This is a genomic window from Azospira restricta, from assembly GCF_016858125.1.
Taxonomy (GTDB): Bacteria; Pseudomonadota; Gammaproteobacteria; order Burkholderiales; family Rhodocyclaceae; genus Proximibacter; species Proximibacter restrictus.
In genome coordinates this window covers 2170748-2197038 of sequence record NZ_CP064781.1, presented here as the reverse complement: position 1 = coordinate 2197038, position 26291 = coordinate 2170748, and the positions used below count along the sequence as shown (strand labels likewise).

Below are 26291 nucleotides of genomic sequence, written 5' to 3'. Positions count from 1 at the left end.
CGGCTCAGGCCGCTTCGGCCTCCGGCAGCGCGATCTTGCCGTCGGTGCTGAACTGGTAGTCGTGGAAGATGTGCTCGGCGGAAAGGATCTGGTAACTGCCGTCGGCACGCTGGCGGGTAGTGTCCTTCAGGCGGTAGGTATAGTGGCCGCAGGTCCAGCAGTCGAAGTTGCGCATGTGCGTGCACAGGCAGGTCTTGTCCATCACCGACACGCGGCGTGCGTCCGGATGCAGCGCCACCTCGCGGTTGTACGAGGTGATGTAGGCGCACTTGCCGTTGGCGTCGAGCAGGTAGCCGTAGGCCTCGCAGTTCGGGCGGATGCCGCTGCCGATGGCCGGGCTGTTCTTCAGCATGCGCATCGGATAGCCGGTCGGCGAGATCTGGTTGACCTCGATGTCGTCCTCGTCGGCCTTGAAGTATTCCTGCTGCACCTTCTCAGGCAGGCCGCACTCTTTCGCCACGGTGAAGCGCGTCGCCACCTGCACGGCGGCGGCGCCGGTCTCCAGGAAACCGACCGCATCGCTGCCGGTGAAGATGCCGCCGGCCGGAATCACCGGGATGTCTAGCTTTTCTTCACGCAGGTAGGCGATGACTTCGGCGGTGATCGTCGCCAGGTCGTACTCGGCCCAGTCCATGCCGAAGCCGAGGTGGCCGCCGGCGAGCGGGCCTTCGACGACGATGTAGTCGGGCATGCGGTTCAGGCGGGCGTTCTTCTTCAGGAACAGCTGCAGCGCACGCACCGAGGAGACGATGATGCCGATCTTCGCGTCGCGGAAGCGCGGGTGGTCCTCGATCAGCGCCAGCGAACCGAGGTGCAGGCCGGCGGCGAGCGTGATGCCGTCGATGCCGGCGTCGAGCGCGGCGGTGAGGCGCACCTTGAGCGTCTCCTTCGGCGCGTTCATCGTCAACTTTTCCATGCAGTTGATGAAGATCATGCCGTCGCCCTGCTTGCGGTCCATCGCGCTGCGCACGTGCAGGCGGGTCGCTTCCTCGACCGTGCCGAGGTCGAACTTGACCACGGCCTTGTCGGCGTTCTCGACGTTGAATTTGTACTGCTTGAGCTTGTCCTTGACGAACTTGGTCTGGTAGCGGCGGTCGGCGACGGTGTTGATCATCGCGTCCGAGATGTGGCCGACGCCGCCCAGCCGCGCAGCCTCCAGTGCCAGATCGGTCGTCGAGATATCGACACCCATGCCACCGATCATGATCGGCACCAGCTCGCGCTTGCCAAATCGCAAGCGGAAATCGTCCACACGCTTCATTCTCATCCTTCCGGTTCGCCGCCCGGGCGCAATCTCGGCGCGCACTCCGGGGCAAGGGCCGGATTTTACGCGATTGTGCCGGCCCGCGCTTGCCCGTTTGAAACGCGGAAACCGGCATCCGGATCAAAAAAGCGCCCGCCGCGGGACGGTATACTGTGCGCCTTTTTCCGGCCCGCCGACGGGCCGTCGCCAGGGAGCATGCGCATGCGTTTCTCCGAACACCCGCTCTGGCTGGTCGGTTTCCGCCCCTTCTTCGCGCTCGCCTGCCTCTCCGGCATGGCGCTGCCGCTCGCCTGGACACTGCTGTTCACCGGTGTCGTGACGCCTCCGGCGTCGCCGCTGGCGCCCAACCAGTGGCACGCCCACGAGATGTTCTTCGGTTTCGGCTGGGCGGTGCTCGGCGGCTTCCTGCTGACCTCGACCAAGAACTGGGTCGGCGTCCGCGGCTACCACGGCACGCCGCTGATCCTGCTCGCCGCCGCTTGGCTGCTCGAGCGGCTGGGCATGTGGTACGCCGGCTACCTGCCGCCGCTGCTGTTCGCCGTCGTCGGCAACCTCTTCCTCGGCGGCATCGTCCTCATGCTGCTGTGGACGCTGGTCCGTCACCGCGAGGACGACAGCTACCGCGTCGACAACCGCTTCTTCCTGATCGCGCTGCCGCTGTTCATCGTCGCCAAGAACCTGCTGCTCGCCCCCGACACCTTCGCCACCGGCTGGAGCATGACGCTGGGGCTCTACCGGCTGGCCTTCCTGGTCATGCTCGAACGGACGCTGACGCAGTTCATGAAGGGCGTCTTCCAGGCGACGATCCTCAGGAAGGCGCCGCTCGACAACGCGATCAAGCTGCTGGCGCTGCTCATGGTCTTCGAGAGCCTGCTGCCGCCGATCCTGTCCGGCGCCATCGCGCTGACGCTCGCCTCGGCGCTGCTCGGCCGCTTCTTCTTCTGGAAGCCGCTGACGGCGATGACGCGCATCGACATCGGCATCATGCACCTCGGCTACCTCGGCATCGTCGGCCAACTGCTGCTCGACGGCTTCGGCCGCTTCGCCAACCTGCACTGGATCGGCACGCTGCCGGTGCACATCTTCACCTTCGGCACGATGGGGCTGATCATCCCGGCGATGATCGTCCGCATCGCCAACGGCCACACCGGCCGCAAGGTGGTCTTCGACCGCCTCGACAAGCTGCTCTTGAAGATCATGATCGCCGCCTTCGTCCTGCGCGTGGTCGCACCGCAGCTGTGGCCCGAGGCCTACCCCGCCTGGGTGCATGCGGCAGCGGCCTGCTGGTTCGTCGCCTTCGGCCTGCTCGGCTGGCGCTACATCCCGCGGCTGCTGCAGCCGCGCGTCGACGGCAAGGTGCACTGAGCGGGCCGCCGGCCCGCCCCCCGCAAGCGCCGGCCGGCCTCAGCCCTTCGCCGGCGGCCGGAACTGCAGCGACTTGTATTCGAGGAATTCCTCCAGCCCGTAGCGGCCCAGCTCGCGGCCGTTGCCCGACTGCTTGTAGCCGCCGAACGGCGCGTAGAGGTTGAACGGGCCGCCGTTGATCTCGATCTGGCCGGTGCGCAGCCGGCGCGCGACCGCCTCGGCGCGTTCGTCGCCGGCCGCCCAGACGCCGCCGGCGAGCCCGTAGGGCGTGCCGTTGGCGATGCGCACCGCGTCGTCCTCGTCTTCGTAGGTGATGATAGCCAGCACCGGCCCGAAGATTTCCTCCTGCGCGATCACGTGCTCCGGACGGACGCGGCCGAACACCGTCGGCGTCACGTAGAAGCCACCCGCCGGAACGCCGGCCGGCAGTTCGCCGCCGCCCGTCAGCAGCTCGGCCCCTTCCGCAACGCCCTTGGCGATGTACTCGCGCACCCGCTGCTGCTGGGCCTTCGAGGCCAGCGGACCGAGCGTCGTACCCTCGGCCAGCGGCTCGCCGACGCGGAATTTCCGCGCGGCGGCGACCGCCAGCTCCGCCGCCTCGGCGTAGCGCGCCGCCGGCACCAGCAGCCGGGTCTGCGCGGTGCAGGTCTGGCCGGCGTTGGCGTAGCAGTTGGCGACCACCGCCGGCACCGCGAGCGCGAAATCGGCATCGTCGAGCACGATCCCGGCCGACTTGCCGCCGAGTTCGAGCGCGACGCGCTTGACGGTGTCGGCCGCCAGTGCGGCGACGCGCTTGCCGGCTTGCGTCGAGCCGGTGAAGGAGACCATGTCCACGTCCGGGTGCGTCGCCAGCGCTTCGCCGACGACCGGCCCGACACCGGTGACGAGGTTGAAGACGCCGGGCGGCAGGCCGAGGTCGTCGAAGATCTCGGCGAGGATGAACGCGTTCAGCGGCGCCACCTCGGAGGGTTTGAGCACCACCGTGCAGCCGGCGGCCAGCGCCGCCGCGACCTTGGCGGCGATCTGGTGCAGCGGGTAATTCCACGGCGTGATCGCGGCGACGACGCCGACCGGTTCGCGCAGCACCAGCGAATGGCCGACGCGCTCGGCGAACGGAAAATCGGCGAGCAGCTTCGCGTACATGCTGAAGGTCGCTGCCGGCGAGGCGAGCTGCACGCGCTGCGAGAAGGCCAGCGGCGCCCCCATCTCCGACGAGATGGTGCGTGCGATCTCGTCGCCGCGCAGCTTCATCGCCTCCTGCACCTGCTTCAGCAGCGCCGCGCGCTCGACCGCCGGCGTCGCCGCCCAGCCCGGAAACGCCTCGCGCGCCGCGGCCACCGCCGCCGCCGCGTCGGCCGCGTCGCCGGCCGGTATCGTCGCCAGCACGCTGCCGTCGGCCGGACAATCGACCGCGATGCTGCCGCTGCCGTGCGCCGCCAGCCAGCGCCCGCCGATATAGAGTTGCGTCCGTTCCTGCATCGCCGAACTCCTTTCACAAAGGAAAGCAAAGACCCCAATGTTAGCCCGGACAAGGGCCGGTATAATCGCCGGTCGTTCGACTTCCCCCCGCTACCGTGTCCGACCGCCTCGCCGTCCTCGCCCAATACCTTCTGCCGAAACAGGCCCTGACCCGCCTCGCCGGACGCCTCGCCGGCGCCGAAGCGGGTGCGCTGACCACCCGCACCATCCGCTGGTTCGTCGGCCGCTACGGCGTGAACATGGCGGAAGCCGCGAACCCGGACGTCGCCGCCTACAAGAGCTTCAACGAGTTCTTCACGCGGCCGCTGAAGGACGGCGCGCGTGCGCTCGCCGCCGCCGACTTCGTCTGCCCGGTCGACGGCGCGATCAGCCAGTTCGGCGCCATCGAGCGCGACCAGATCTTCCAGGCCAAGGGCCACCGCTATTCGACGACGGCGCTCGTCGGCGGCGACCGCGAACTCGCCGCACGCTTCGAGAACGGCAGCTTCGCCACGCTCTACCTCAGCCCGCGCGACTACCACCGCATCCACATGCCCTGCGCCGGGCGGCTGCTGCGCATGATCCACGTCCCCGGCGAGCTGTTCTCGGTGAATCCGGCGACCGCGCGCGGCGTGCCCGGACTCTTCGCGCGCAACGAACGCGTCGTCTGCGTCTTCGACTCGGCGCACGGCCCCTTCGTGCTGACGCTGGTCGGCGCCACCATCGTCGGCAGCATGGCCACTGTCTGGCACGGCACGGTCAATCCGCCGCGCCCCGGCGTCGTCCGCGAGTGGCGCTACGACGAGCAGGGCATCGTGCTGCAGCAGGGCGAGGAGATGGGCCGCTTCCTGCTCGGCTCGACCGTCGTCATGCTCTTCCCGAAGGACGCCCTCGCCTTCAACGCCGACTGGGCACCGGCACGCGCCGTGCGCATGGGCGAGGCGATGGGCATGGCCGGCGCGGCATGATCGCGCGCGCCGCCGCGCTGCTCTTAGCCATCGCGCTCGCCGCGCCGGCCCGGGCCGAACCGCCGCCGGGCCACCCGTCGCCGGCGAAGGCGGTCGAGCTGCTGGCGCCGCAGGCGGCGCCGGCCGCGAGCGAACTGCCGCACCGGGGCACGGTGCTGAGCGCAATCAACGTCAACGAATACACCTACCTCGAAGTCGCCGCCGACGGCGGCAGCCGCTGGCTCGCGGCGCCGCGGCTGGACGTCGCCGCCGGGGCGACGATCCGCTACGCCGACGGCGCGACGATGGCGAACTTCTACAGCAAGGTGCTGCAGCGCACCTTCCCGTCGCTGACCTTCGTCCGCCACGTCGCGGTGCTGCCGGACTGAGCACCGCGCCACGCCGGCGCCGGACCCTACCCATCGGCGCCCGGACTGCCTAGACTGAAGGCAAGGAGTGCGGCGCATGTTCGGAATCTACGGGGTCAACGGTCAGATCTTCTCGGGGCGGCTGGAGCAGCTGCCGGACGTGCGCCAGGTCGGGCGGCGGCGGGCGGTCGATGCGATCGGCACCGCCGGCGCCGAACTCGGCGACGCCGCGGCGCGGGTGCTGCCGGAAAGCCGGCGGGCGGCCTCCGCCGCCTATCGCCGCATGCTGCACATCGACGAAGAGCGCGGGCCGCTGGTGCATGCGCGACAGATCATGCGGCCGCAGGTGCTCGCCCTCGCCGCCGCCGACGAGGTCGCCCGCGCCTGGCGCCTGCTGGTCGAGCGCCGCATCCGGCAGGCGCCGGTGCTCGGCCGCGATGGCGGCCTGGTCGGCATCGTCAGCGAGCACGACCTGCTCGTCGCGCTCGACCCCGAGCGCGGCACGGCCGGCGCGGTCATGGCGCAGCGCGTCGCCGACGTGATGACCTCGCCGGTGGTCGCCGCCGACCCGCTCACCGACATCCGCTACATCGCCCGGGTGATGCTCGAACGCGGCGTCGACGGCGTGCCGATCGTCGACGAGCGGCAGGCGCTGGTCGGCTTCGTTTCCCGTGGCGACCTGCTGCGCGCGGTGGTCGCCGACCCGCCGCTGTCGCTCTGGCGATAGCGCGGCACCCGGCACAGCGCCCGACGGAACGGGGGGGCGCCCCCGACATCGCACCCGCAACCTGGCGTGCATCTTGCATCGCTTTGCCCATCACCATTCAGCTTTCTTCCGGCGTTGCCGTTAACGAAGGTGAAAGCTGCAAGGAGGCGCGCATGCGACATCAATGCACCCCCGACACCGACCTCGATGAACTGGTCGGCCACGACGAGGCGGATGGCTTCCACCCCGGACCGTTGAGCCTGGCGATGAAGTCCGGCGAAGAACTCGAACTGCTCGCCAGCGGCACACTGTCCCCGCTGCTCCTGCTCAAGCTTGCAGCACTGACGCAAGGGATGTTCCTGGTCGAGACCGGCGAGGCGATCTCGCCGCTGCCCTGCTTCCGGCTGGTCCTGCACTGAGCACGGCAAAACATGCCGCCACCCGGGCGCCGGGCAAGTCGTTGAAATGCTTTGATTTTCGGCGACACGGAAGTAGCATGAAACAAACGGGAGTGGCAATCGGCGGGTGATTGCGGAATTCCCGACGCGACGTCGCCCTTTCCGCACGCCGCCGACGACATGTTTTGCCGAGCGGGCAGCCACCCGCTCCCCCGGGGAGGCAAGGCATCATGAAACAGCGCATCACGCTGCAGGATCTGAAGGTCGGCCAGCCGCTGCCATGGGACGCCTACGGCGCCGACGGCGTGCTGCTCTTGCGCAAGGGGCAGTCGGTACAGAGCCAGATGGCGCTCGAGCGCCTGATCGACGAAGGCCTCTTCCTGCAGCGCGACGACTCGTCCGCGCGGCCGCTCGACCCGGCTGCCGCCGCCGAGAAGCCGACCGCGATGCAGCATCTGGTCGACGCCCGCCGCAGCCTCGGCCACATCTGCGCGCACAGCCCCGAGCAGACGCTCGACTTCGCCGGCCGCATGACGAAGCTGATCGACTCGGTGCAGGCCGCCTGCGACCTGCACCCGGCGCTGGCGATGTCGTCGATCCTGCTGATGCACGACACCGGCTACACGGTGAAGCACGCGATCGACACCGCCATCCTCGCCTGCCTGCTCGGCCGCGAGCTGGCGCTCGACGCAGCGGCGCAGCGGGCGACGATCGGCGCCGCGCTGACGATGAACATCGGCATGTTCGAGGTGCAGGACAAGGTCGACGCGATCACCGGCGCGCTCAACGACAAGCTGCTGGCGATGATCCGCCAGCACCCGGCGCACGGCGCCGAACGGCTGAAGCGGCTCGGCGTCGCCGACGCCGCCTGGCTCGCCTGCGTCCGTCAGCACCACGAGAACAGCGACGGCTCAGGCTACCCCGACGGCCTCGCCGGCGACGCGATCGCGATCGGCGCACGCATCATCGGCATCGCCGACCGCTACGGCGCGATGGTCTCCAGCCGCGCCTACCACGGCCCGCACAAGCCGAACCAGGCGCTGCGCGACCTCTACCTGAAGCAGGGGCAGCAGATCGACGTCACCGTCGCCGCAACGCTGATCCGCATCGTCGGCATCTACCCGGTGGGCACGCTGGTGCGGCTGAAGACCGCCGAAATCGGCGTCGTCACCGGCCCCGGCGAAAGCCCGGACACGCCGGCGGTGCACGCGGTGATCGCCAAGAGCGGGCTGTTCCTCGAGGTCGCCTCGTACCGCAAGACGCACCTGCCCGATTCCGCGATCGACGAAGTGATCACCTTCGACAAGCTGACAACGCCGGTGCGCATGGCCCACGTCTGGGGCAAGGACGCCAGGTTCCGGTGATCCCCGTTTCGCCCGCCGCAGGTTTTCACTTTCTGCTTGCCAGCGAAAATTCTTTGATCTAGATTAACCATTGCCTGCACGACAAAGGCAAACCCGTCGAAAGGCGGGGGCGCAAAGCTACCGGGCTGACGGAATCGACCAGCAACCGATTCGCAAGCCAGCGGGGCCACCGAAACATGGTAGAGAAGGCACTTGATCCTCTCTCCGCAGTTGTCCGGGCAAAACGCCAGGGAGTTTCTGGCGACAACGACAACAAGAGTGGAGAGACAACATGGTCAAGCGCCTTTTCTTTTGCCTGGCATTCCTCGGCTGCTCCCTCCTCGCCACCGCCCCGGCGCGCGCCGCCGACCCCGCTGCCGACCGCCAGAACCTGCACTGGCGCTGCTGGTACGACCAACAGGTGCATATCCACTGCCTGCTCGACTCCGACCCGGCGCCGACCGCCGCCGGCAAGACGACCGCCCAGCTGCCGCGGATCGTCCAGGAGCTGCGCAGCAAGCCCTCGTCGTTCAAGGCGGTGCTGATCCGCATCCCGATGTACACCGACCCCTACGACGTCCACTTCCCGCGCCTGCTCGCCGAAGCCACGATGTGCGGCGGCCGCGCCGACTGCTCGGTGCAATACACGCAGCAGGTGCCGGAACACGGGGAGATCGCGCAGATCCTGCTGCGCCACCTCGACTGGCCGCAGCCGGGCGACACCCGGATCGCCGGCGCGCCGCCCGCCACGCAACTGGCAGCGGCCGGGCGCGCCTACTGAGCCCCCTCCCCCCACACCCCGCCCCTGCGCGGCGGGAGCGATCACGCCACTACCCTCGGGCTCGCCGCGCCGCCGCAGCGGCCGCCGGACGCCGGCGGCGATGTCGTCGGCACCGACCGGATGCGCTGTACTGCAGCCACTCGCGCGGCGTGCGGCGGCGGCTTGACGAAGAATCTGGAAACGCGGAAGGAAATTTAAGGAAGGCCGCGCCGGCAGGCGGCGTCAGCTGCCGTCGCCGGCGATCTCGACCAGCGACAGCGGCCGCTCGACATGCAGCCGGAAGCGGCCGCGGCCGGTCTTCTCGATGCGCAGCGGCGCGGCGCGCTCGACCAGCCGCCGCGCGAGCAGGATCAGCCGGGCTTCCAGGTTGTCGCTGATGTCCGGCAGGCGGATGCGCGGGTCGAGGCGCAGTTCGCGGTTGCTGAAATGCTGCTGTCCCTTCCCGTCGTAGTCGCGCACCAGCGCCCAGAAGATCGAGCCGGCAACGCCCTTGATCAGGTAGTCGCCATCGAGGAAAACGCTGTCGTTCTCGGCATAGTGGCGGACGCGCAGCGGCGCACCCGCCACCGGCACGGCCGGCACCGCGGCTTCGCCCACGGGGGGCTGGTCGCCGCCCTCGGCACACTCCGCGCCCTCCTGCCCCTGCTGCAGCAGGCGGATGGCGACGCCGAGCTGGCCGGCGAGCGCCACCAGCGCATCCTCGTCGTCGTAGCTGAAACGCAGGTCCTGCGGACTCTCGACGTAGAGCACGCCGGTCAGGCGCTGGCAGGCCTTGATCGGCACCGCCAGCTGGCTGCGCGACTCGGGCAGGCCGGGCAGCGGAATCTCGGTCTCGACCGCCCCCGCCAGCCCGCGCCGCGTGAGGCTCTCCCGGATGGCCCGCCCGTAGCTGTACTCGGCGGTGAAGTGGCCGATGCGGATCGGCGTCCGCTCGCGCGCAGCGACGCCGATCACGCCGTCGCCGACGGCGATCTCGGAGCCGACGCCGGACTCGGCGTAGCCGCGGCTGGCGACGGTGTACAGGCGCTCGCCGGCTTCGTCGAGCAGCAGCACCATCGCGTGGCGGATGTCGAAGAATTGCTCCAGGCAGACGAGGAACTCGGCCAGCATGCTGTCCAGGTCGCCGCAGCCGCACAGGCGTTCGGCGCTGGCGCGCAGCGCCGCCAGCAAGTTGCAGGGCGGCGGCGGCGCCGGCAGCGTGTACCCCGGCACCTGCTCGATATCGAGCACACGATAGACGTCGGCGCCGAGCAGCCGGAAGACGCCGCTCATGCCGGTATGCGAGGCGATGCCGGCGAGCCGCACCTTCATGTTCTCGAACAGCGGTCCCGCCTCCTCGGTGCGCAGGTAGCGCAGCGACAGCCGGCAGTGGGCGCCGGTCAGCGGGTTGATCAACGACACCCGCGCATAGGGAAAGGCCAGGATGTTGCGGCGCGTGGTGTTGAAAAACTGGTAGGAAAGCGCGACATGCTCACTGTCGACATACTTCGCCTGCGACAGATAGGCGATGTTCGGCGTGCCGTCGGCGGCGCGGGTGGCGATGTTGCCGGGAATGACGCCTTCCAGACACTCGCGGATCGCGTCGAGCTTGATCCTCATGCGCGCACCAGCGGCTCGCCGGCACCCGGCCCCGGCGTCTGCGAGAAGGCGGCGAGCGGCGTGAACTCGACCGCGACGAGGTCGCCGGGGTCGTGCGCGAGCACGGCGCGCAGCACCTCGCCCGGATAGCCGAGCCGCGTCAGGCCGTCGGTAAATATCTTCACGTAGGCCGCGGCCAGCGCCGCGTCGCCGGCCGCCGGCGGCACGATACGCGCGTCGTCGCCCTTCAACTGCAGCGTGCGGTGCGTGCTCGGCTGGCTGAAGACGACGGCGATCGCTCCGCTGCGGCGGATGTCGTCGAGCAGCGCCGCCGCCGGCGTGCTGGCGAAGAGCAGCGCGACGCTGCGGGCGTCGGCGGCAACCCGGCAGCCGGTCGCGCGCGCCATGCTCGGCACGGTGCCCGGCCGGGCGCCGGCGGCGTTGATCGAAATTCCGCTGGTGATGAATTCGGCGGCGGCGGAGTCGAGGAGGGCGGGAACCGGACGTGGAGCGGAAGCGGGATCGGCCATGATGCGGAAATGATAGCCAGCTTTCGCCGCCCTGCCACCCCTTGCGCATCGCGAAAATGCCGCACCGCCCCACCCGCCGCCGGCGTTCAGTTGGGCGGTGCCGGGAACATCACCACCGGCCCCGCCGGCGAGCCGTCCGGCGGCACGTAGGCCGGCACGTCGCCGCCGCCGGGGCCGAGCGAGCGCACGTAGCGATAGACCGCGCGCAAGTCGGCGTCCGACATGTTGCGCAGCGACACGGAGGGCATCGGCGGCCGGAAATTGGCGTTGTGCGCGAGCGCCAGCCATTCGCTCTCGGAGAGCCGCGCCATCGTCCGCCGCAGGTTCGGCGGATAGGTCGTCCCCCACGGCCCGCGCCAGCCGAGCTGGTCGCCGATCAGCCACTCCTTCTCCGGTACCTTGCCATCGGTCATCGCGTAGCCGGGGGTATGGCAATCGTTGCAGCCGGCGATCTTGATCACGTAGCGGCCGCGCTCGACCAGCTTCCGGTCGGCGGCGGCGTCGGCCTGCGCGGCCGGCGGCACGGCCACCATGCCGGCAACGGCAAGGGCGGCGAGGATTCGGGGGTATCGGGTCATGACTGTCTCCGGTTGAGGTTCGCTGTGTAGTCCGGAGCGGCTGCGTGACCACGTGGCCACGCACGTCTCCGGATGCGAGACAGTTTGATCTGCGGCGGCGGTGATGATTCCTAATATCTTCGCTCAGGCGATCCTAAGAATTCGCTAAACGCCGCCGGCGCGCGCGCCTCAGGCCGGCGCAGCGGGGTTCAGCGTGAACTCGAGGAGCTGACCGGCGACCTCGATTTCGTCGCCGTCGCGGAGCGGATGCGGGAATGCGTCGACGCTGCGGCCGCCGACGCGCACCGTCGCCGCGCCCTCGACGACCGACAGGAAGAAGCCCTGCGGCCGGCGCGTGAACACCACCACCTGTTGGCCGGGGCGGCCGAAGGTGGCGACGACGCGGTCGAGCGGCACGCGCTGGCCGGCGCCGGGGCCGGTCAGGCGGCGCACGCTGGCGCTCGGGAAACGCACGCGGGCCTGCCGCCGCGCCGGGATCGGCTGGCTGGCGGCGAGCGGATCGTGCGCCGCGGCCGCCTTCACTTCGCCCGGCAGCGCGCTGATCAGCATCGTGCGGTCGAGTTCGACCTCGGCCGCGAGGCGGGTGTTCAGGTAGCGCAGCTGGTAGGCGCCGCAGTCGACGACGTCGCGGTGCTGCAGGATGCGGCGTTCGACGCGGCTGCCGTTCACGAAGGTGCCATTGCTGCCGCCGAGGTCCTCGATGATGTGGTCCTCGCCGACGGCGACGATGCGCGCGTGCCGGCGGCTGACCGTCGGGTGGTCGATGTGCACGGTGTTCGCCGGGTCGCGGCCGATGCCGACCGGCGCCTCGTCGATGAAGTACTGGTGCAGGATGCTGCCGCCGGAACTGAGTACGAGCTTGGCCACGAGGCTCTCCCGATCGCCGCGCCGCTAGCGGAACCAGCCGACCAGCCGGCCGAGCAGGCCGCCGGTGGGCGCCGCGGCCGCGCGCGGCGCGACGACGCGGACCAGCGCGACCGATACGTTATCGAAACCGCCGCAGTCGTTGGCGAGCTGCACCAGGTGTGTCGCCGCCAGCGGCAGGTTGGCCTGCAGCTCGCGCAGGATGAGCGCGATGTCGTCCTCGTCGACGAGGTCGGTGAGGCCGTCCGAGCAGAGCAGGTAGAGGTCGCCGGCGCGCACTTCCTCGTCGCGCTGGTGCACGCGCACCGTCGGCGCGATGCCGAGGGCGCCGGTGACCAGGTGGCGGTTGTGCGAGTCGCCCGCCTCCTCGGCCGCGATCAGTCCCTGGTCGACCTGCTCGCGCAGCAGCGAATCGTCGCGCGTGAGCAGCTCGAGGCGGCCGTCGCGCAGGCGGTAGATGCGCGAATCGCCGACATGCACCAGCGCCGCGCGGTCGTCGTGGAACAGCGCCAGCGCCAGCGTCGTGCCCATCCCGCGCAGCGCCGCCTGCCGCTGCGCGGCGCGATGCACGGCGAGGTTGGCCTCGCCGACGATCTGCTCGCAGAACTGCAGCGGCGTCGGCCGGCGGCCGCCGGCGCGGTAGAGGCGGATCTTCTCCGGCAGCCGCTCGAGCAGCGTATCGAGCGCCAGGCGGCTGGCGACGTCGCCGGCGCGGTGCCCACCCATGCCGTCGGCAAGCACGGCGATGCCGTTGCCGGCATCCACGGCGACGCTGTCCTCGTTGCACGTACGGACTTTGCCGACGTCGGACAGGCAGACGCCTTCGATGGCGAATTCGGACGGGTTCACTGGGTTTGGGAAAGAGGCTTCGGGCAGCGCGGACTATAGCACGGCGGGGCTGCCGCCCGGGCGGCAGAATGGCCGTTTCCTTGACAGTCATGACACAAAAATCTAATGTTTGCGCTCCTTTCGATCCGCGCTCCGGCCACCGGCTAGCCCTCCGGACATGTCCTTCCCCCAACTCGGCCGCTACGAACTCGTCGCCACCCTCGGTCGCGGCGCGATGGGCATCGTCTACCAGGCGCGCGACCCGCTGCTCGAACGCACCCTGGCGATCAAGACGATCAGCTGCGCCGGCCTCTCGCCGGCCGAGACGGAGGCCTTCGAGCAGCGCTTCTACCGCGAGGCGAAATCCGCCGGCCGCCTGAACCACCCGAACATCGTCACCATCCACGACGTCGGCCGCAGCGGCGAGCAGGCGTACATCGCGATGGAGTTCCTCGCCGGCCGCTCGCTGCGCGACATCCTCGACAGCGGCGCGATCCTCGCCCACGCCTGGATCGCCGACATCGCGGCGCAGGTCGCCGAGGGGCTGGCCTTCGCGCACGCGAACCAGGTCGTGCATCGCGACATCAAGCCGGCGAACATCATGGTGCTGGAGAACGGCATCGCGAAGATCACCGACTTCGGCGTCGCGCAGCTGCCGAGCGGCTCGCTGACGATGGCCGGCACCGCCTTCGGCTCGCCGAAATACATGTCGCCGGAGCAGATCACCGGCAAGACCGTCGATGGCCGCTCCGACGTCTTCTCGCTCGGGGTGATGCTCTACGAGCTGCTCACCGGCAGCGCGCCCTTCGCCGGCGACAACCTCAACGCGACGCTGTACCAGGTGCTCAACGCCGAGGCGCCGCTGCCGTCGCAGCACGACCCGCGCATCCCGGCGAGCTTCGATGCGATCGTCGCGCGCGCGCTGCAGAAGGACCCGGCGGCGCGCTACCAGGACGCCGCGACGATGGCCGCCGAACTGCGCGAGATCGCGGCCTGCCTGCCCGCCGCCAGCCACCAGCCGGCGCACGAGATCCCGATCGGCAACGGCGGCGGCGACGACACGGTGGCGATCGACGTCATCCGCGACGCCGGCGACGAGACCACGCAGCCGGCGACGCTGCCGCCGCCGGCGGCCGCCGTCCGCCGCACGCCGGCGCCGCTCGCGCTCGGCGCGCTGGCGCTGCTCGCCGCGCTCGGCGCCGCCGCCTTCTTCCTGTCGCGCCCGGCGTCGTCGCCGGCGGCGGAAGTGCCCGCCGCCACGGCCGAGGCGGCATCGGCGGCATCCGCCGCCAAGCCCGCGCCGGCCGCCGACCCGGTATCCGCCAGCCCGGCGCCGGCTGCCGCCGCGGCGGAAACGCCGGCCGTGCCGGCCAACGGCGTCGTCCGGCTGGCGATCGCCCCGTGGGGCGAAGTCCTCGTCGACGGCAAGCCGGCCGGCGTCTCGCCGCCGCTGATGGAGCTGAGCCTGCCGCCCGGCCGGCACCTGATCGAAATCCGCAACACCACCTTCCCGCCGCGCAAGCAGACGCTCGACGTCGCCGCCGACAGCAAGCTGCGCATCAAGCACAAATTCCAATGACCATGACCCCGCTCCGCTGCACCGCCCTGCCCGCCCTGATCGCCGCCCTCCTCCTCGCCGGCTGCGCAACGACGCCCGCGCCCGAAAGCAAGGAGGCGCCGCCGGCCAAGGCGCCGGCCGCGGCCGAAGCCAAGCCGGCGGCGGCCGCCGCCCCGGCGCCGAGCAAGGCGCAGCAGGAGCTCGCCGCCGGCATCGCCAGCTACGAGAACGGCCAGCACAAGGCCGCCGCCAGGCAGCTGCAGGCGGCGCTCGACGGCGGGCTGGAGAGCAAGGCGGAGCAGGCGCAGGCGCACAAGTACCTGGCCTTCATCCACTGCGTGTCGCGCCGCGAGAAGCAGTGCCGCGAGGAGTTCGGCAAGGCGCTCGCCGCCGACCCCGACTTCGCGCTGACCCCGGCCGAAGCGGGTCACCCGACCTGGGGACCGGTGTTCCGCAAGCTGAAGGCGGCGCCGGCGGCGAAGCCCGCCGCGAAGCCGGCGGCGAAATCGACGACGGCGAAGCAGCCGCCTCAGTAACCGTCCAGATCCGCCGCCGCGAACGGTCGCGGCGGCGGCCCGCCGAGCACCAGCTGCAGCATGTGGTTCATCGTGAACGGATCGTTGTCGAAGCCGCCGTGGGAGTCGGCGCGCGTCTGCTGCGGGTGGGTGCCGGTGACGAAGCGCTGCAGCGTCTTGCCGGGATGGTTGGCGGCGAGGCGCGCGTCGACCGCCGCGGCGTGTTTCGCCATGCCCAGCAGCGGCACCACCCGCCCCTTCTCCTCGAAGGCGCGCGAAACCAGGTAGAGCAGCGACTTGCGATAGACCACGGCGACGTTGTCGTCGCGCTCGGTGTCGTCGTCGAGCTGGAAGAGGCGCATCGTCTTCAGCAGCGTATCGGGCAGCGCGGCGTATTTGTCGAAGAAGAAGTCGACGGTGCACGCCGGCGCGAAGAGGATCAGGTTGTCGATCGCCGGGCCGCCGGCGCGGCGCCAGGCGTCGAGCAGGTGCCCCATCCAGATGGCGCCGGCGCTGTGGCAGACGAGGTGCACCTGCGGCGGCTGCCCGCTCGCCGCCAGCCTCTTCACCAGCGCGTCGACGAAATGGCGGCCGGCGGCGCTGCGGCCGGCGAAGGCGACTTCGGCGTCGCTGCGCATCTCGTGCCACAGCGCGTGGCCGAGCGGCTGGCTGGCGCGCTCGACCCAGTCGTCCCACCAGTCGGAAACGCCGGCGACGCGCTCCTCGACGAAGCGTTCCTTGCCGAGCAGCACGTCGCGCAACTCGGCGAGGAAGCCGGTCTCCCAGATGAAGTGCAGCTCGGCGATGCCGTTGTCGGCGAACACCGGCTGCCAGCGGGCGACCCGCGTCGCCGCGCCGTCGACGGTGTTGAGGCCGCCGTGCGCGAAGAGCAGCAGGTGCCGCGTGCCGCCGTCGACCAGCCGGCCGACGATCTCGTCGACCTCGCCGGCGTCGCTCGGGTAGCGGCCCCGCGGGTCGTACTGGCCGTCGTCGATGTGCAGGTAGTGGCCGCGGATTTCGTGCTGCGGCGGCCCGGACACCTTCTCGCGGCCGCCGCCGGGCTTCGCCCGGTAGCCGCCTGCGCCCAGCGCCGCCAGCGACTCGACCGGCAGCGCCAGGCGCGCCACCCAGAGGTCCCAGACGTTGGCGTCGAAGTCGGCGTAGCGCCACAGCGCGACGCCGGCGCGGCGCCGGCCGTCGGCGTCCTTGAAGCCGCCCCAGTCGCGGCCCCACGAGTTCTGCACGAGAAAGCCGTCGGCGGTGTAGCCGACGATGGCGAAGGCGTGGCCGCCGCCCCCGCCGGCGCCGGGCTGGTAGTCGATCGCCTCGGCGCCGACGGCCTCGTCCCAGCCGTCGTGGGTGTCGGCGACCGCGTAGACGACGCCGGCCTCGACCAGCGCCGCATGCACGTCATTGCGCCGCGGCAGGATGCGGTAGTAGGCGCCGAGCGGCGTGCGCAGGGCATCGAGCTGGCGCTCGCGCGTCAGCCGGTCGCCGCCGTTGCCCGCCGGCTTGTTCGGCCACAGCGCCTCGGAGCAGACGCCGGTCCGGAACCAGCCCTTCATCGCGCCGCGCGCGCTCGACCAGTCGTAGTTTTCGCCGGCCCACTGGTCGTAGCGCCGGGCCATCTGGAACAGCATGCGCGCGCTGACGCGCTCCTCCGGCCCCCTGGCGCGGGCGCAGCGGCGGGCGGCGAGCAGGAAGTTGATCGCCGCCGCCAGCCCGAAGCCGGTGCAGGCGCCCTGCTTGCCCTGGTCGAGCGGCTCGATCCAGTCCCAGTTCGGCAGCAGCGTCGCCGGCAGCTCGACCAGCGGTGCCGAATAGATCAGGTCGCGCCGGTCGAAGGCGTCGCGGTTGGCGTTGCGCACGGGGCGCCCGGATTGGGTGGTCATCGCCGGCCCTCCTTGCAATGTCATCGGAATACACAACTTAGCCCGTAAATCGACATTGGCAAGGAGAAAAACCACGCCGGCATGCCGCGCGTGGCGGCGCCGGAGTTACTTGATCGCGGCCGAGCCGGCGATGGCCTCGATGCGCTCGCGGTGGCGCGGGAAGAAGGTCAGCCGCGGCGCCTGGTAGACCAGCGCGAACAACTCGCCGCGGTCGACGGCGCCGAAGCCGAGGCCGCGCAGCTGCACGTTGTCGGCCTTGCGGATGCGCTCGTATTCGAAGCGGAAGCCCTTGCGGCCGGCAAACGGATAGGGCTCCAGCTTGAGCAGCTTGAAGGTCGATCCGTCGCGCGACAGCACGCCCTCGAACAGCGAGACGACCTCCTCGATCTGCATGCCGCTGCGGAAGACGTGGTCCTTCTGCTCGCTGCCCATGCCGTTCCTCGGGTGCATCGCCTGGCCGTCGCGGATGCCGGAATAGATCAGGAACTCGTCGATGGTGACGCCTTCCATGGTCCAGATCTGGGCCGGCTCGATGCCGGGGAAGTCGAGGTGGTTCCACGCCCCCTGGATGTTGATCGTGAGCCGTTCGCCGACGGCGCGATTGCCCGACTCCACCTTGCGGACCGACGCGCAGGCCGAAAGCAGCAGCACCAGCGCGACGACGACGAGTTTCTTCATGATTCCAGCTCCGACAGGTAGTTCCTGATCAAGGCCGCGTCCGGCGCATCCGGCGCGAGTTCGAGGTAGCGCGCGAAGGCCTGGCGCGCCTCGGCCGCCTGCCCGCGCTGGCGGGCGACCAGGCCGATGCCGCGGAAGGCCGGCGGCGGCGCGTCCGGCGCTGCCGCCGCGGCGCGGTAGTCGTCGAGTGCGCGCTCGAGGTCGCCGTTCTCGCCGCGCAGGCGGAAGGCCTCACCGCGGTGGAACTGCACCAACGGCGCCGCGCGCCGCCGCTCGAGCATGCGCGTGAACAAGACCAGGCTCTCCGCGTACTGGCCGCGCTTGACCTCGTCCTGCAGCCATTCCGCGAGAAAGGGTCCGGTGTGGCGGACGAAGGCCTCCTCGCCGGTGCCGCCGCCGGGCAGCACCGCCGCGTAGCCGGCCAGCGTCTCGCGCCGCTCCGGCGACGACGGGTGCGTGGCGAAGAGCGGGCTCGATTCCTCCGGCTCCTTGCCCAGCCGCGCGCGCGCCTCGGCGAGCAGGTTGCCCCAGACCTTGGCCGATTCCGCGACGTCGTAGCCGGCGTTGTGCATCAGCACGGCGCCGATGCGGTCGGCCTCGCGCTCGTGGTCGCGGCTGTAGGCGAAGGCGCTGGCCAGCAGCGCCAGCTGCCCGACCGCGCCGACGACGCCGAAGAGCCCGATGAACTGGCCGAACGCCGACTTCGCCTTGAGGTCGCGCAGGCGCTCGACCGAATGCCGCTGCAGGTAGTGGCCGATCTCGTGGCCGATCACCGCAGCGAGCTGCGCCTCGTTCTCGGCGCGCAGCAGCAGGCCGCTCCACACCTGCATCATGCCGTTCGGCGCCATGCTGGCGTTGAACAGCGGCGTGCGCACCAGATGCACGCGGATGTCCGGGCAATGCTCGCCGCCCAGCCGGCAGGCGATGTCCTGGACGTAGTTCCTGAGCTTGGGATCGCGCAGCAGCAGCGGGCTGCGCCGCAGGTTGCGCTCCTCGCGGTCCATCATCGCCCACAGCCCGCCCTCGTCGGTGGCGACGTCGGGCCGCGCGAAGCGCTCGGGCGCCGCGTAGCCGAGCGTCTCCGCCCAGGCCGCGGCGGTGTGGGCGCCGGCGCAGCAGGCGGCGCCGGCGAGCAGCAGGCGGCGGCGCTTCATCGCGTCTTCGGGAAGTTGGCGAGCAGCGCGCCGATCGTCTCCGCCGCCGGCCCGGCTTCGCGCAGGTCGCCGTTGCCGCGCAGCAGCTGGTTGAACCACAGCACGCGGCCGCTCTGCAGGTCGACCAGCGACGCGTAGCCGACCTGCATGCCGCCGACCAGGCCGACGCCGAGCAGCGCCATCGCCACCATCGTCACCTTGCGCTCGGCGCTGGCGTAGCTGTCGCGCATCCAGACGAACAGCGCGTAGTCGGCGCCGGTCAGCGTGCGGATCGGCGCCACCGCGTCGCCGAGCGACCAGTCCAGCCGGCCGCCCTTGGTCGGCAGCGCGAAGTTGCCGCCCCACATGTGGTGCAGCGAAATCGAGCGCGCCACCGCCGCGTGCAGCGTGTTGATCTCGGCCAGTTCGTCGGCCTCGTCGTCGGAGATCTCGCGCAGTTGCAGGCCGAGCGCCACGGTCTTGTTGCGCAGCGCCGCCTGGGTGTGGTGCAGCGCCGCCTCGGTCCAGTCCGCCTTCGGCTCCTGCACGCCGCCGGCCGACAGCTCGAACAGCTCGATGTCCGGCTGCATGACGACGAGGCGCGACCCCTTGGGCACGATGCCGAAACCGGGCGCCAGATTGCGCGCATCGGCCCATGCCGCCCCCGCAGCGGCGAACGCGAACAGCAGAATTATGAACCGGCGCAGCAGCATCGCCATCGACCCCTCTCCTCTATGCATTCCGAATCGAGGCGGAAGACTAGCATCGGTGGCGACTGGCCGCCAAGGGGCGGGTCAGGGCGGCGATTGCAGGCGGCTTTTGAGGCGGGCGAGGCGACGTTCCCGGATCGATCCGGGATTCGGGGAGATCAACCGGAAACGTGCAACCCATCTACCTCCCCTGAGTATGTCGAAACGTCTTCTGTGACGTGTCGCACGTCAGCGTGCAATATCAGGGCGGTCAATATCGTAGCCCTTGCTCTTAAGTTCATTTCTGGCTGTTTGGCGATCCACCGAGATCGGATAAAACGTTCCAAAAAATGAAGGATCAACCTCAAACCTGATGAATATCTCCTGATTCTTTTCAAGCATGAACTCAAGTTTATTTTCACTGCCGCCAACGCGGACGACGTGCCGACCAACGTGAGTATTCATACAGGAATACCGATCGGGCCTGACCTCGCCGCGCCATCTGCCATCAAGTATCCAGTTCTGCCACACTCCGGGTGTCTGTCGAGGCGCCATTCGATAAAGGCAGACCCGCCCGGTGTCGGACGAGGAAACGGAAGGCTGATAGTCCTTCGGATCATCGTACGTGGCGCACCCAGGCAAAAGGATCATTGCAATAAGTGCACGACAAGCTCTAGAAAGAGGAATCATTATTCCCTCACTTCCCACGCTACGGTGTCGTTATAGGCATGTTCAGCTTTTCGCGCAGACCCGCTCAACTGCCGGGATCGGCCCCGTGCTTACGCGCTACGCGAATGGCGCGCCACGTACTTGCGCAGCACGCTGTCCATGAGCGATTGCCAACCCTCTCCGGTGGACTTGAAGTACGCAATGACCTCGGGGCTGTAGCGCACGGATACGAGCAGCTTCTTGTTCTCGGATTTCGGCCGGCCACGCAGGGCCTTCAGCGGAACCATGGTCTTCAGTTGCTTGGGCGTGAGCGGCTGTGCATCAGGATCACTCCTGGCCGCTGCGGTAATGGCCCTGTCCTCTTCCACGGTAGGCATGCGGACAGTCGGGCGCTTAGAAGTTCTCGACATAGTGTTTCACCTCACGTCGATTGGCGCGGCGAAGGCTGATGATCCTTCGCACTTTGCCACGATCCACAAACGCCACGTAGTACAGAATCCCGGTCTTTGGCGCGAGCGCGATCATTCGCGTTTCGTTGTACTCGAACCGAGCAAGGGAAACGTGGTGCGTCCCCTATTACTAGTTCATGATCAAAGGGGTCAGCTTCGATAATTTTCGGACGAGAAATAATTAACGAAGCTGACCCCTTTAGTTCATTTGCCCGATTGCTCATTCGTTGCTCAGTATCACTCCGTACTTTTCGTGTTCGTCTCAACTTCGAATCTTGCAGGAAGCCCCAGCGCCTCGCGAAATTCTCTAATCTCTGCTTCGACCAATGCACGCTGCTTTAGTACTGTTTCGCTCGTCGCATAATCCTCCGCGGTCTGTCGCATCGTTGCACCCCATCCTGTCCCGAGCACGAGGCTAATTGAAAAAATCAGCACAGATAAGGCGACGATCGTCCGGCTAGCTGCATCTTTACCCATCAGGAAGACCGCCATACCAGCCACGAGGGAAAGGACGGCTGGCAAAACGGCGCCGACAGCCGGCGATCTACTAAACCCGGTCAAATATCCGGTAACTAGCCCTAACATCGAAAATGCGGCGAGCACTAACACCAAGTCCCGTTTTCCTTCTTTCGGCAGAACAATCGCGAAGAAAAGCGCGGTCAAAACCATTACAGCGACCGGCATTGGCCAGAGTGCCTTCCAGTTCTCAAAGTGAGTTAGATATGGGGGCATTTTCGGCAGCGCCTCCCGTCATGGGACAACCCTAGGTCTTGGAGCAGGTTCAAATGCAGGTGCTGGTGCAGGAGGCGGTGAAGGCTTCGCTGCCGGTGCGGGAGGAGTGCCCAGTCCCGAAAAACGTTGGCGCAAAGTCTCAGTGATACATGTTCTAAGCGTTGCAAGGTCAGTATCGCTCATTGCGCGCGAATCCTTAGAATACGCCGCTGCCAATTCTTGACAACTAGCAGCAGGACTCACGCCCGGTGCAATCAGAGTTGCCGCAAATAGTAGTCGGTAAACCAGTCGCATGGCTTATCCCCTTTCCATGTCTCTACACCCTAATAGTTTGCCGCTGAGCCGCTGCGCTCTTCAGCGCTCGGCTCCAGCGGCGGGTAGCCAACCTCGGGTGATAGTGAGTTGGCTAAGCGTTCGGAACTCCCTGCGATCCATGCCTCGACGAGGTCCTGACCCTTCTGAGTGAGTAAGACTCGGAAGACAGCAAACGGTGGCCGACCTGCGCTACCGCTACCAGCCTGAGTTCCTTCAGCCGATACTAGTCCTCCATTGATTAGTGGTGCCAATTGCAACAAATCCCCTCCTGAATACACGGCGTGTTGCCCAATCGAATCTCCGCTGAGGCGCTTTAGATGGAGCAAGGTGTCCACCGTGGTTCGATTTGGCGTATTAAGCGCAGTCAAGACTGCTTTCCACACACGAATTGCCGATGCAGGAATATGACCCCGCGTGTGCAAATCATGGCAATAGCCGCATAAGGGGACTAGGTTGCTTGGGTCATTCCCCCCTCCGTCGCGTACCCACTCGATGTGATGCAAATCCAACGTGAGAACATTTCGACATCCGGGATTTCCACATTTGTACCCAGATTCCAAAAGCACCAGCGCACGTGTCGCGGCTGGAATAGCTTGGCGTTGTGCATGTTTCCCAGGGTTCGATGTTCGTTTCGTGTTTTTTACTTCGCTGTGGCCTTAAATAGGTTGGCCAACCTTAAGTCGGCAGCATATCCGCCGCGCCCTCTGGAACCTTGCCATCCATCCCGGACGAGACCGAATTGCCAAGACATTGGCAGCCTTCGCTTGTCTTGCTCATCAAATCCCTTTCTCCAGAACAGCCGGCGGCGAAACGTGGCGCTTTGCCAGCACCCGAGGATACGGGCGGAGCCGCCATATGTCGAGTGGGTAGCCAGCCCGCTCACGACCCGCGCCGCGCTCCGCGTATCCACAGCGCCTCATCGCGCTCCAGCTCCTCGAGCTGGCCGGCGATCGCCGCGACTTCGGCCTCCAGTTCGGGCAGCACGATGTCGTGCAGCGACGAGGCGCGGCGTACCGTGCGCCGATATTCGCGGAGCAGGCGGGCGAGGTTGCCGACGACCGGCGCCAGCGCCGTCGCGGCCTGCGCCAGCGCGACGAAGGCGGTTCGGCAGGCCTCCGCCTCGGGCGACGGGAAGACCGCCGGCGGCGCGCTGCCGGGCGTTGCGGCGAGCTCGGCGCGGTGCAGCGGGATGCCCATCAGCGCGCTCGCCGAGAGCGTGAGCGCGAGGCTGCCGGCGCGCGCCGGCGGATAGACCGAGAGCCCTTCCAGCCCGTGCCGCGCCAGCGCCGCGCGCAGCGCGTCCGCCGCCGTCCGCTGTGCGGCGGCGAAGGTCTGCGCCAGCGCGTCGTGGCGCTGCAGTTCGCGCAGCATCTCGCCGGCGAGCAGCAGGCATTTCTCGTCGAGGAAGACGTAGCCCTCCTGCATCGCGCGCCGCTCCTCGGCGAGCGCGATCAGCCGGCTGCGCGTCGGCGAGCCTTCGTTCATGACGTATCCCCGCCGAGGTGCGCAGCGATCTGCGCATCCGACAGGCGCGTCAGCTCGGCGCGCGGCAGCCCGGCGAGCAGCCGCCAGCCGCCGCGCATGCTTTCCTCCAGGCTGCGCGGCGCGTCCTGGTGGATCAGCTCGTGCTCGAAGCGGCGGCCGAAGGCGAGGTAGCGGCGGTCGGCGTCCGACAGGCCGTCCTCGCCGACGACGCTGGCCAGCAGCCGCGCCTGGCCGGCGCGCGCGTAGGCGGCGTACAGCTGACTGGCGAGCGCCGGATGATCGGCGTCGGTGAAGCCGGCGCCGGTGCCGTCCTTCATCAGCCGCGAGAGACTGGGCAGCACGTCGATCGGCGGCCAGACGCCGGCGCGGTCGAGCGTGCGCGAGAGGACGATCTGCCCCTCGGTGATATAGCCGGAGAGGTCGGGCACCGGGTGGCCAATGTCGTCCGAGGGCATGCTCAGGATCGGCAGCTGCGTCAGCGTGCCGGGCCGGCCGCGCACGCAGCCGGCGCGCTCGTAGAGGCTGGCGAGGTCGGAGTACATGTAGCCGGGGAAGCCCTTCCGCGCCGGCACCTCGCCGCGGGCGCCGGCGACCTCGCGCAGCGCCTCGCAGTAGGCGGTCATGTCGGTGAGGATGACCAGCACGTGGCGGCCCTCGACGAAGGCCAGGTACTCGGCGGCGGTGAGCGCGAAGCGCGGCGTCAACAGGCGCTGCGTGCTCGGGTCGCCGGCGAGGTTGAGGAACAGCGCCGAGCGCGCCAGCGCGCCGCTCTCCTCCAGGCTGCGGCGGAAGAACTCGGCGGTGTCGTGCGGCACGCCGATGCCGGCGAAGACGATCGCGAAATCCTCGGCCGCCGCGGCGCCGCGCAGCCGCGCGTGGCGGGCGACGGCGACCGCGATGCGGTCGTGCGGCAGGCCGCCGCCGGAAAAAAGGGGCAGCTTCTGGCCGCGCACCAGGCTGTTCATCAGGTCGATCGCGGTCACGCCGGTCTCGATGAAGTCGCGCGGCGTCGCCCGCGCCACCGGGTTCAGCGGCAGGCCGTCGATGCGCAGCCGCGCCGCCACCGGCAGCGGCGCGCCGCCGTCGAGCGGGCGGCCGACGCCGTCGAAGACGCGGCCGAGCAGGCCGGGGCCGACGCCGAAGTGCAGCGGCTCGCCGGGGAAGCGCACCACCGTCCCGGCGAGGTCGAGGCCGGCGCCGGCTTCGAGCAGCTCGACGACGATCGTCTCGCGGTCGACCGCGGCGACGCGGCCGAGCCGCGCCGAGCCGTCGCCGCCGACGACCTCGACCGCCTCGTTGTAGCCGACCTCGACCTGGCGCGCGAGGAAGAGCAGCGGCCCCTCCAGCCGCCGCGCGGCGCGCGCGAGGCTAAGCCGCGGCCGCATCGCCGCCCTCCTTCGCGCCGCCGGCGGCGAGCCCGCCGAGCTGTTCCGCCAGCGCCGCCACCAGCGCCGTGAAGGCCGCGGCGTCGCCCTCGGCGATCTCCTCGCCCATGCGCTGCAGCGGGCGCAGCACGGGCAGCGCGGCGACTTCCTCGGGGCTCGCGCCGCGCGCCACCGCGGCCTCGGCGAGGTCGAGGAAGCGGCCGAGCGTGCGCAGCATCAGCGCCTGCCGCGCCGGGCCGCAGACGCGGTCGTTCGGCGAGAACGCCGACTGGCGCAGGAAGCCCTCGCCGACCACCTCGGCGCACAACAGCGTCAGCCGCTGCCGCGGCTGCAGCGCATCCTTGCCGACGATGCGCGCCATGCGCTGCAGCCGCGCCTCCTCGTCGAGCAGGCTCAACACGCGCCGGCGCAGGCGCTCCCAGTCGTTGCCGGCCGGCGCCGAGGCCTCGCCCGGCAACGCGGCATGCACCGCACCCCACCAGCCGGCGACCGCCAGCGCGTCCTCGGAATACGACTGCAGCGGATGGATCGCCGGATAGAAGCGGGCCTGCGCGCGCTTCGCGTCGAGCGCCCAGAAGCTGCGCACGTAGCGCGTGGTGTGCGCGGTCACCGGCTCGGAGAAGTCGCCGGCCTGCGGGCTGATCGAACCGAGCAGCGTCAGCGAGCCGGTCTCGCCGGCGAGCGTCTCGACCCGCGCCGCGCGCTCGTAGAACTCGGCCAGCCGGCTGCCGAGGTAGGCCGGATAGCCGCCCTCGCCGGGCAGCTCGCCGAGCCGTCCGGAGACCTCGCGCAGCGCCTCCGCCCAGCGGCTGGTCGAGTCGGCCATCAGCGCGACGTCGAGCCCCTGGTCGCGGAAGAACTCGGCGATCGTCGCCGCGCAGTAGATGCTCGCCTCGCGCGCGGCGACCGGCATGTTCGAGGTGTTGGCGACGATCACCGTGCGCTCGGCCATCGGCCGCCCGCTCTTCGCATCGACCAGCGCCGCCATCTCCTCCAGCGCGCCGGCCATCTCGTTGCCGCGCTCGCCGCAGCCGAGGTAGACGATGATGTCGGCGCTGCAGGCCTTGACCAGCGCCTCGAGCAGAACCGTCTTGCCGGTGCCGAAGCCGCCGGGGATCGCCGCCTTGCCGCCGAGCGCCACCGGGAACAGCGTGTCGAGCACGCGCTGCCCGGTCAGCAGCGGCGCCTCGGTCGGCAGCCGGCGCGCCGCCGGCCGCGGCTGCCGCACCGGCCACTGCTGGCACATCGACAGCGCGTGCTCGCCACCCTGCGCGTCGCGCAGGCGGCACAGCGGCGCGTCGTCGGCGTAGTCGCCGGCGGCGGCGATGTCGATCACCTCGCCGGCGAGGCCCGGCGGCACCAGGCAGCACAGCCGGCGCGCGGCAGCGACGAAGCCGAAGATGGCGCCGCCGGCCAGCCGCTGCCCGGGCGCGACCGCCGGCGTGAAGGCGAAGCGCCGCGCCGGCGCCGGGCGCAGGCCGGGCGCGATGAACGGGGTGTCGAGTCCGGCGAGCGGGCGCAACAGGCCGTCGAAGATGCCGCCCAAGAGCCCCGGGCCGAGGCGCACCGAAAGCGGCCCGCCGCTGCCGGCGAGCGCGTCGCCCGGCTTCAGGCCGCTGGTGTCCTCGTAGACCTGCGCGACCAGCAGCTCGCCGTCGAGGCGGACGACCTCGCCGAGCAGGCCGGCGGCGCCGACCGCGACCGCCTCGCCGACGGCGAAGGCGCCGGCGCAGCGGGCGCGCAGCACCGGCCCGGCGATCGATTCGATGGTCGCGCGGCTCAT

The 26291-nt window shown here is 69.6% G+C and carries 28 protein-coding genes and 1 riboswitch; of the genes, 9 read left to right on the top strand and 19 right to left on the bottom strand.

All coding sequences use genetic code 11. The features are described 5' to 3' along the window. Window positions 1-4 precede the first annotated feature (4 nt). On the bottom strand, window positions 5-1261 hold the full coding sequence (locus IWH25_RS10815; RefSeq protein WP_203385816.1) for a nitronate monooxygenase: 1257 nt from the start codon (window positions 1259-1261) through the stop codon (window positions 5-7). Between the two features lie 204 nt (window positions 1262-1465). On the opposite strand from IWH25_RS10815, the gene IWH25_RS10810 reads away from it, so the two are divergent. Continuing rightward, window positions 1466-2629, top strand: coding sequence for an NnrS family protein (locus IWH25_RS10810; RefSeq protein WP_203385815.1), 1164 nt, complete (start codon window positions 1466-1468; stop codon window positions 2627-2629). A 39-nt stretch (window positions 2630-2668) separates the two neighbouring features. On the opposite strand, the gene IWH25_RS10805 is transcribed toward IWH25_RS10810, so the two are convergent. After that, window positions 2669-4108: an aldehyde dehydrogenase family protein gene (locus tag IWH25_RS10805; protein ID WP_203385814.1), complete on the bottom strand. Its 1440-nt coding sequence runs from the start codon at window positions 4106-4108 to the stop codon at window positions 2669-2671. A 95-nt stretch (window positions 4109-4203) separates the two neighbouring features. Here IWH25_RS10805 and asd point away from each other — a divergent pair, with 95 nt between their 5' ends. The 6 genes from asd (at window position 4204) to IWH25_RS10775 (ending at window position 8630) form a co-directional block, all read left to right on the top strand. After that, the gene (gene asd / locus IWH25_RS10800; protein ID WP_203385813.1) at window positions 4204-5055 is read left to right on the top strand and encodes an archaetidylserine decarboxylase; all 852 of its coding nucleotides are present in this window, start codon (window positions 4204-4206) and stop codon (window positions 5053-5055) included. Beyond that, window positions 5052-5423 carry a hypothetical protein gene (locus IWH25_RS10795; RefSeq protein ID WP_203385812.1) on the top strand — a complete coding sequence of 124 codons (372 nt, stop codon included), beginning with the start codon at window positions 5052-5054 and terminating at the stop codon, window positions 5421-5423. Before asd ends, IWH25_RS10795 begins: the two co-directional genes overlap by 4 nt. Window positions 5424-5499: 76 nt before the next feature. Further along, window positions 5500-6129, top strand: a complete 630-nt coding sequence (locus tag IWH25_RS10790; protein WP_203385811.1) for a CBS domain-containing protein — start codon at window positions 5500-5502, stop codon at window positions 6127-6129. 152 nt (window positions 6130-6281) lie between these two features. Next, entirely contained in the window at window positions 6282-6527 is a 246-nt protein-coding gene (locus tag IWH25_RS10785) for a hypothetical protein (RefSeq protein ID WP_203385810.1), read from the top strand. Window positions 6528-6736: 209 nt separating this feature from the next. Continuing rightward, entirely contained in the window at window positions 6737-7870 is a 1134-nt protein-coding gene (locus IWH25_RS10780) for an HD-GYP domain-containing protein (RefSeq protein ID WP_203385809.1), read from the top strand. 76 nt (window positions 7871-7946) lie between these two features. Beyond that, window positions 7947-8044: riboswitch (cyclic di-GMP riboswitch) on the top strand. A 97-nt stretch (window positions 8045-8141) separates the two neighbouring features. Beyond that, window positions 8142-8630 carry a hypothetical protein gene (locus tag IWH25_RS10775; protein ID WP_203385808.1) on the top strand — a complete coding sequence of 163 codons (489 nt, stop codon included), beginning with the start codon at window positions 8142-8144 and terminating at the stop codon, window positions 8628-8630. Between the two features lie 222 nt (window positions 8631-8852). Here the strand turns inward: IWH25_RS10775 and IWH25_RS10770 are convergent, their stop codons facing one another. The 5 genes from IWH25_RS10770 to IWH25_RS10750 form a co-directional block, all read right to left on the bottom strand. Continuing rightward, the gene (locus IWH25_RS10770; RefSeq protein WP_203385807.1) at window positions 8853-10229 is read right to left on the bottom strand and encodes a GAF domain-containing protein; all 1377 of its coding nucleotides are present in this window, start codon (window positions 10227-10229) and stop codon (window positions 8853-8855) included. Beyond that, entirely contained in the window at window positions 10226-10738 is a 513-nt protein-coding gene (locus IWH25_RS10765) for a hypothetical protein (RefSeq protein ID WP_203385806.1), read from the bottom strand. The genes IWH25_RS10770 and IWH25_RS10765 overlap by 4 nt, the downstream gene beginning before the upstream one ends. Window positions 10739-10824: 86 nt before the next feature. Further along, on the bottom strand, window positions 10825-11316 hold the full coding sequence (locus tag IWH25_RS10760; protein ID WP_203385805.1) for a cytochrome C: 492 nt from the start codon (window positions 11314-11316) through the stop codon (window positions 10825-10827). A 168-nt stretch (window positions 11317-11484) separates the two neighbouring features. Next, complete coding sequence (locus tag IWH25_RS10755; protein WP_203385804.1) at window positions 11485-12183, bottom strand: FHA domain-containing protein; 699 nt, start codon at window positions 12181-12183, stop codon at window positions 11485-11487. 24 nt (window positions 12184-12207) lie between these two features. Then, on the bottom strand, window positions 12208-13029 hold the full coding sequence (locus tag IWH25_RS10750) for a PP2C family protein-serine/threonine phosphatase (protein ID WP_203385803.1): 822 nt from the start codon (window positions 13027-13029) through the stop codon (window positions 12208-12210). Window positions 13030-13186: 157 nt separating this feature from the next. On the opposite strand from IWH25_RS10750, the gene IWH25_RS10745 reads away from it, so the two are divergent. Then, window positions 13187-14587, top strand: coding sequence for a serine/threonine-protein kinase (locus IWH25_RS10745; RefSeq protein ID WP_203385802.1), 1401 nt, complete (start codon window positions 13187-13189; stop codon window positions 14585-14587). Then, window positions 14584-15102 carry a TssQ family T6SS-associated lipoprotein gene (locus tag IWH25_RS10740; protein ID WP_203385801.1) on the top strand — a complete coding sequence of 173 codons (519 nt, stop codon included), beginning with the start codon at window positions 14584-14586 and terminating at the stop codon, window positions 15100-15102. Before IWH25_RS10745 ends, IWH25_RS10740 begins: the two co-directional genes overlap by 4 nt. Here IWH25_RS10740 and IWH25_RS10735 read toward each other — a convergent pair. The 12 genes from IWH25_RS10735 to IWH25_RS10680 form a co-directional block, all read right to left on the bottom strand. After that, window positions 15096-16973 (bottom strand): C1 family peptidase, encoded by a 1878-nt coding sequence (locus tag IWH25_RS10735; protein ID WP_203385800.1) that lies wholly within the window; start codon window positions 16971-16973, stop codon window positions 15096-15098. The genes IWH25_RS10740 and IWH25_RS10735 overlap by 7 nt on opposite strands. 105 nt (window positions 16974-17078) lie before the next feature. After that, complete coding sequence (locus IWH25_RS10730; protein ID WP_203385799.1) at window positions 17079-17651, bottom strand: hypothetical protein; 573 nt, start codon at window positions 17649-17651, stop codon at window positions 17079-17081. Further along, window positions 17648-18805, bottom strand: coding sequence for a M48 family metallopeptidase (locus tag IWH25_RS10725; RefSeq protein ID WP_203385798.1), 1158 nt, complete (start codon window positions 18803-18805; stop codon window positions 17648-17650). The genes IWH25_RS10730 and IWH25_RS10725 overlap by 4 nt, the downstream gene beginning before the upstream one ends. Further along, entirely contained in the window at window positions 18802-19503 is a 702-nt protein-coding gene (locus tag IWH25_RS10720) for a hypothetical protein (RefSeq protein WP_203385797.1), read from the bottom strand. The genes IWH25_RS10725 and IWH25_RS10720 overlap by 4 nt, the downstream gene beginning before the upstream one ends. Window positions 19504-19722: 219 nt before the next feature. After that, window positions 19723-19938, bottom strand: a complete 216-nt coding sequence (locus tag IWH25_RS10715) for a hypothetical protein (protein WP_203385796.1) — start codon at window positions 19936-19938, stop codon at window positions 19723-19725. Between the two features lie 314 nt (window positions 19939-20252). After that, complete coding sequence (locus IWH25_RS10710; protein ID WP_203385795.1) at window positions 20253-20519, bottom strand: BrnA antitoxin family protein; 267 nt, start codon at window positions 20517-20519, stop codon at window positions 20253-20255. Between the two features lie 16 nt (window positions 20520-20535). Next, window positions 20536-20667 (bottom strand): BrnT family toxin, encoded by a 132-nt coding sequence (locus IWH25_RS10705; RefSeq protein WP_203385794.1) that lies wholly within the window; start codon window positions 20665-20667, stop codon window positions 20536-20538. Between the two features lie 161 nt (window positions 20668-20828). Next, window positions 20829-21275 carry a hypothetical protein gene (locus tag IWH25_RS10700; protein WP_203385793.1) on the bottom strand — a complete coding sequence of 149 codons (447 nt, stop codon included), beginning with the start codon at window positions 21273-21275 and terminating at the stop codon, window positions 20829-20831. A gap of 371 nt (window positions 21276-21646) precedes the next feature. After that, window positions 21647-22204, bottom strand: coding sequence for an HNH endonuclease signature motif containing protein (locus IWH25_RS19320; protein WP_376990801.1), 558 nt, complete (start codon window positions 22202-22204; stop codon window positions 21647-21649). Between the two features lie 313 nt (window positions 22205-22517). Beyond that, window positions 22518-23123 carry a V-type ATP synthase subunit D gene (locus tag IWH25_RS10690; protein ID WP_203385791.1) on the bottom strand — a complete coding sequence of 202 codons (606 nt, stop codon included), beginning with the start codon at window positions 23121-23123 and terminating at the stop codon, window positions 22518-22520. Then, a complete protein-coding gene (locus IWH25_RS10685) occupies window positions 23120-24508 on the bottom strand; it encodes a V-type ATP synthase subunit B (protein ID WP_203385790.1) in 1389 nt (462 codons plus the stop codon). The genes IWH25_RS10690 and IWH25_RS10685 overlap by 4 nt, the downstream gene beginning before the upstream one ends. After that, window positions 24492-26291, bottom strand: coding sequence for a V-type ATP synthase subunit A (locus IWH25_RS10680; protein WP_203385789.1), 1800 nt, complete (start codon window positions 26289-26291; stop codon window positions 24492-24494). The genes IWH25_RS10685 and IWH25_RS10680 overlap by 17 nt, the downstream gene beginning before the upstream one ends.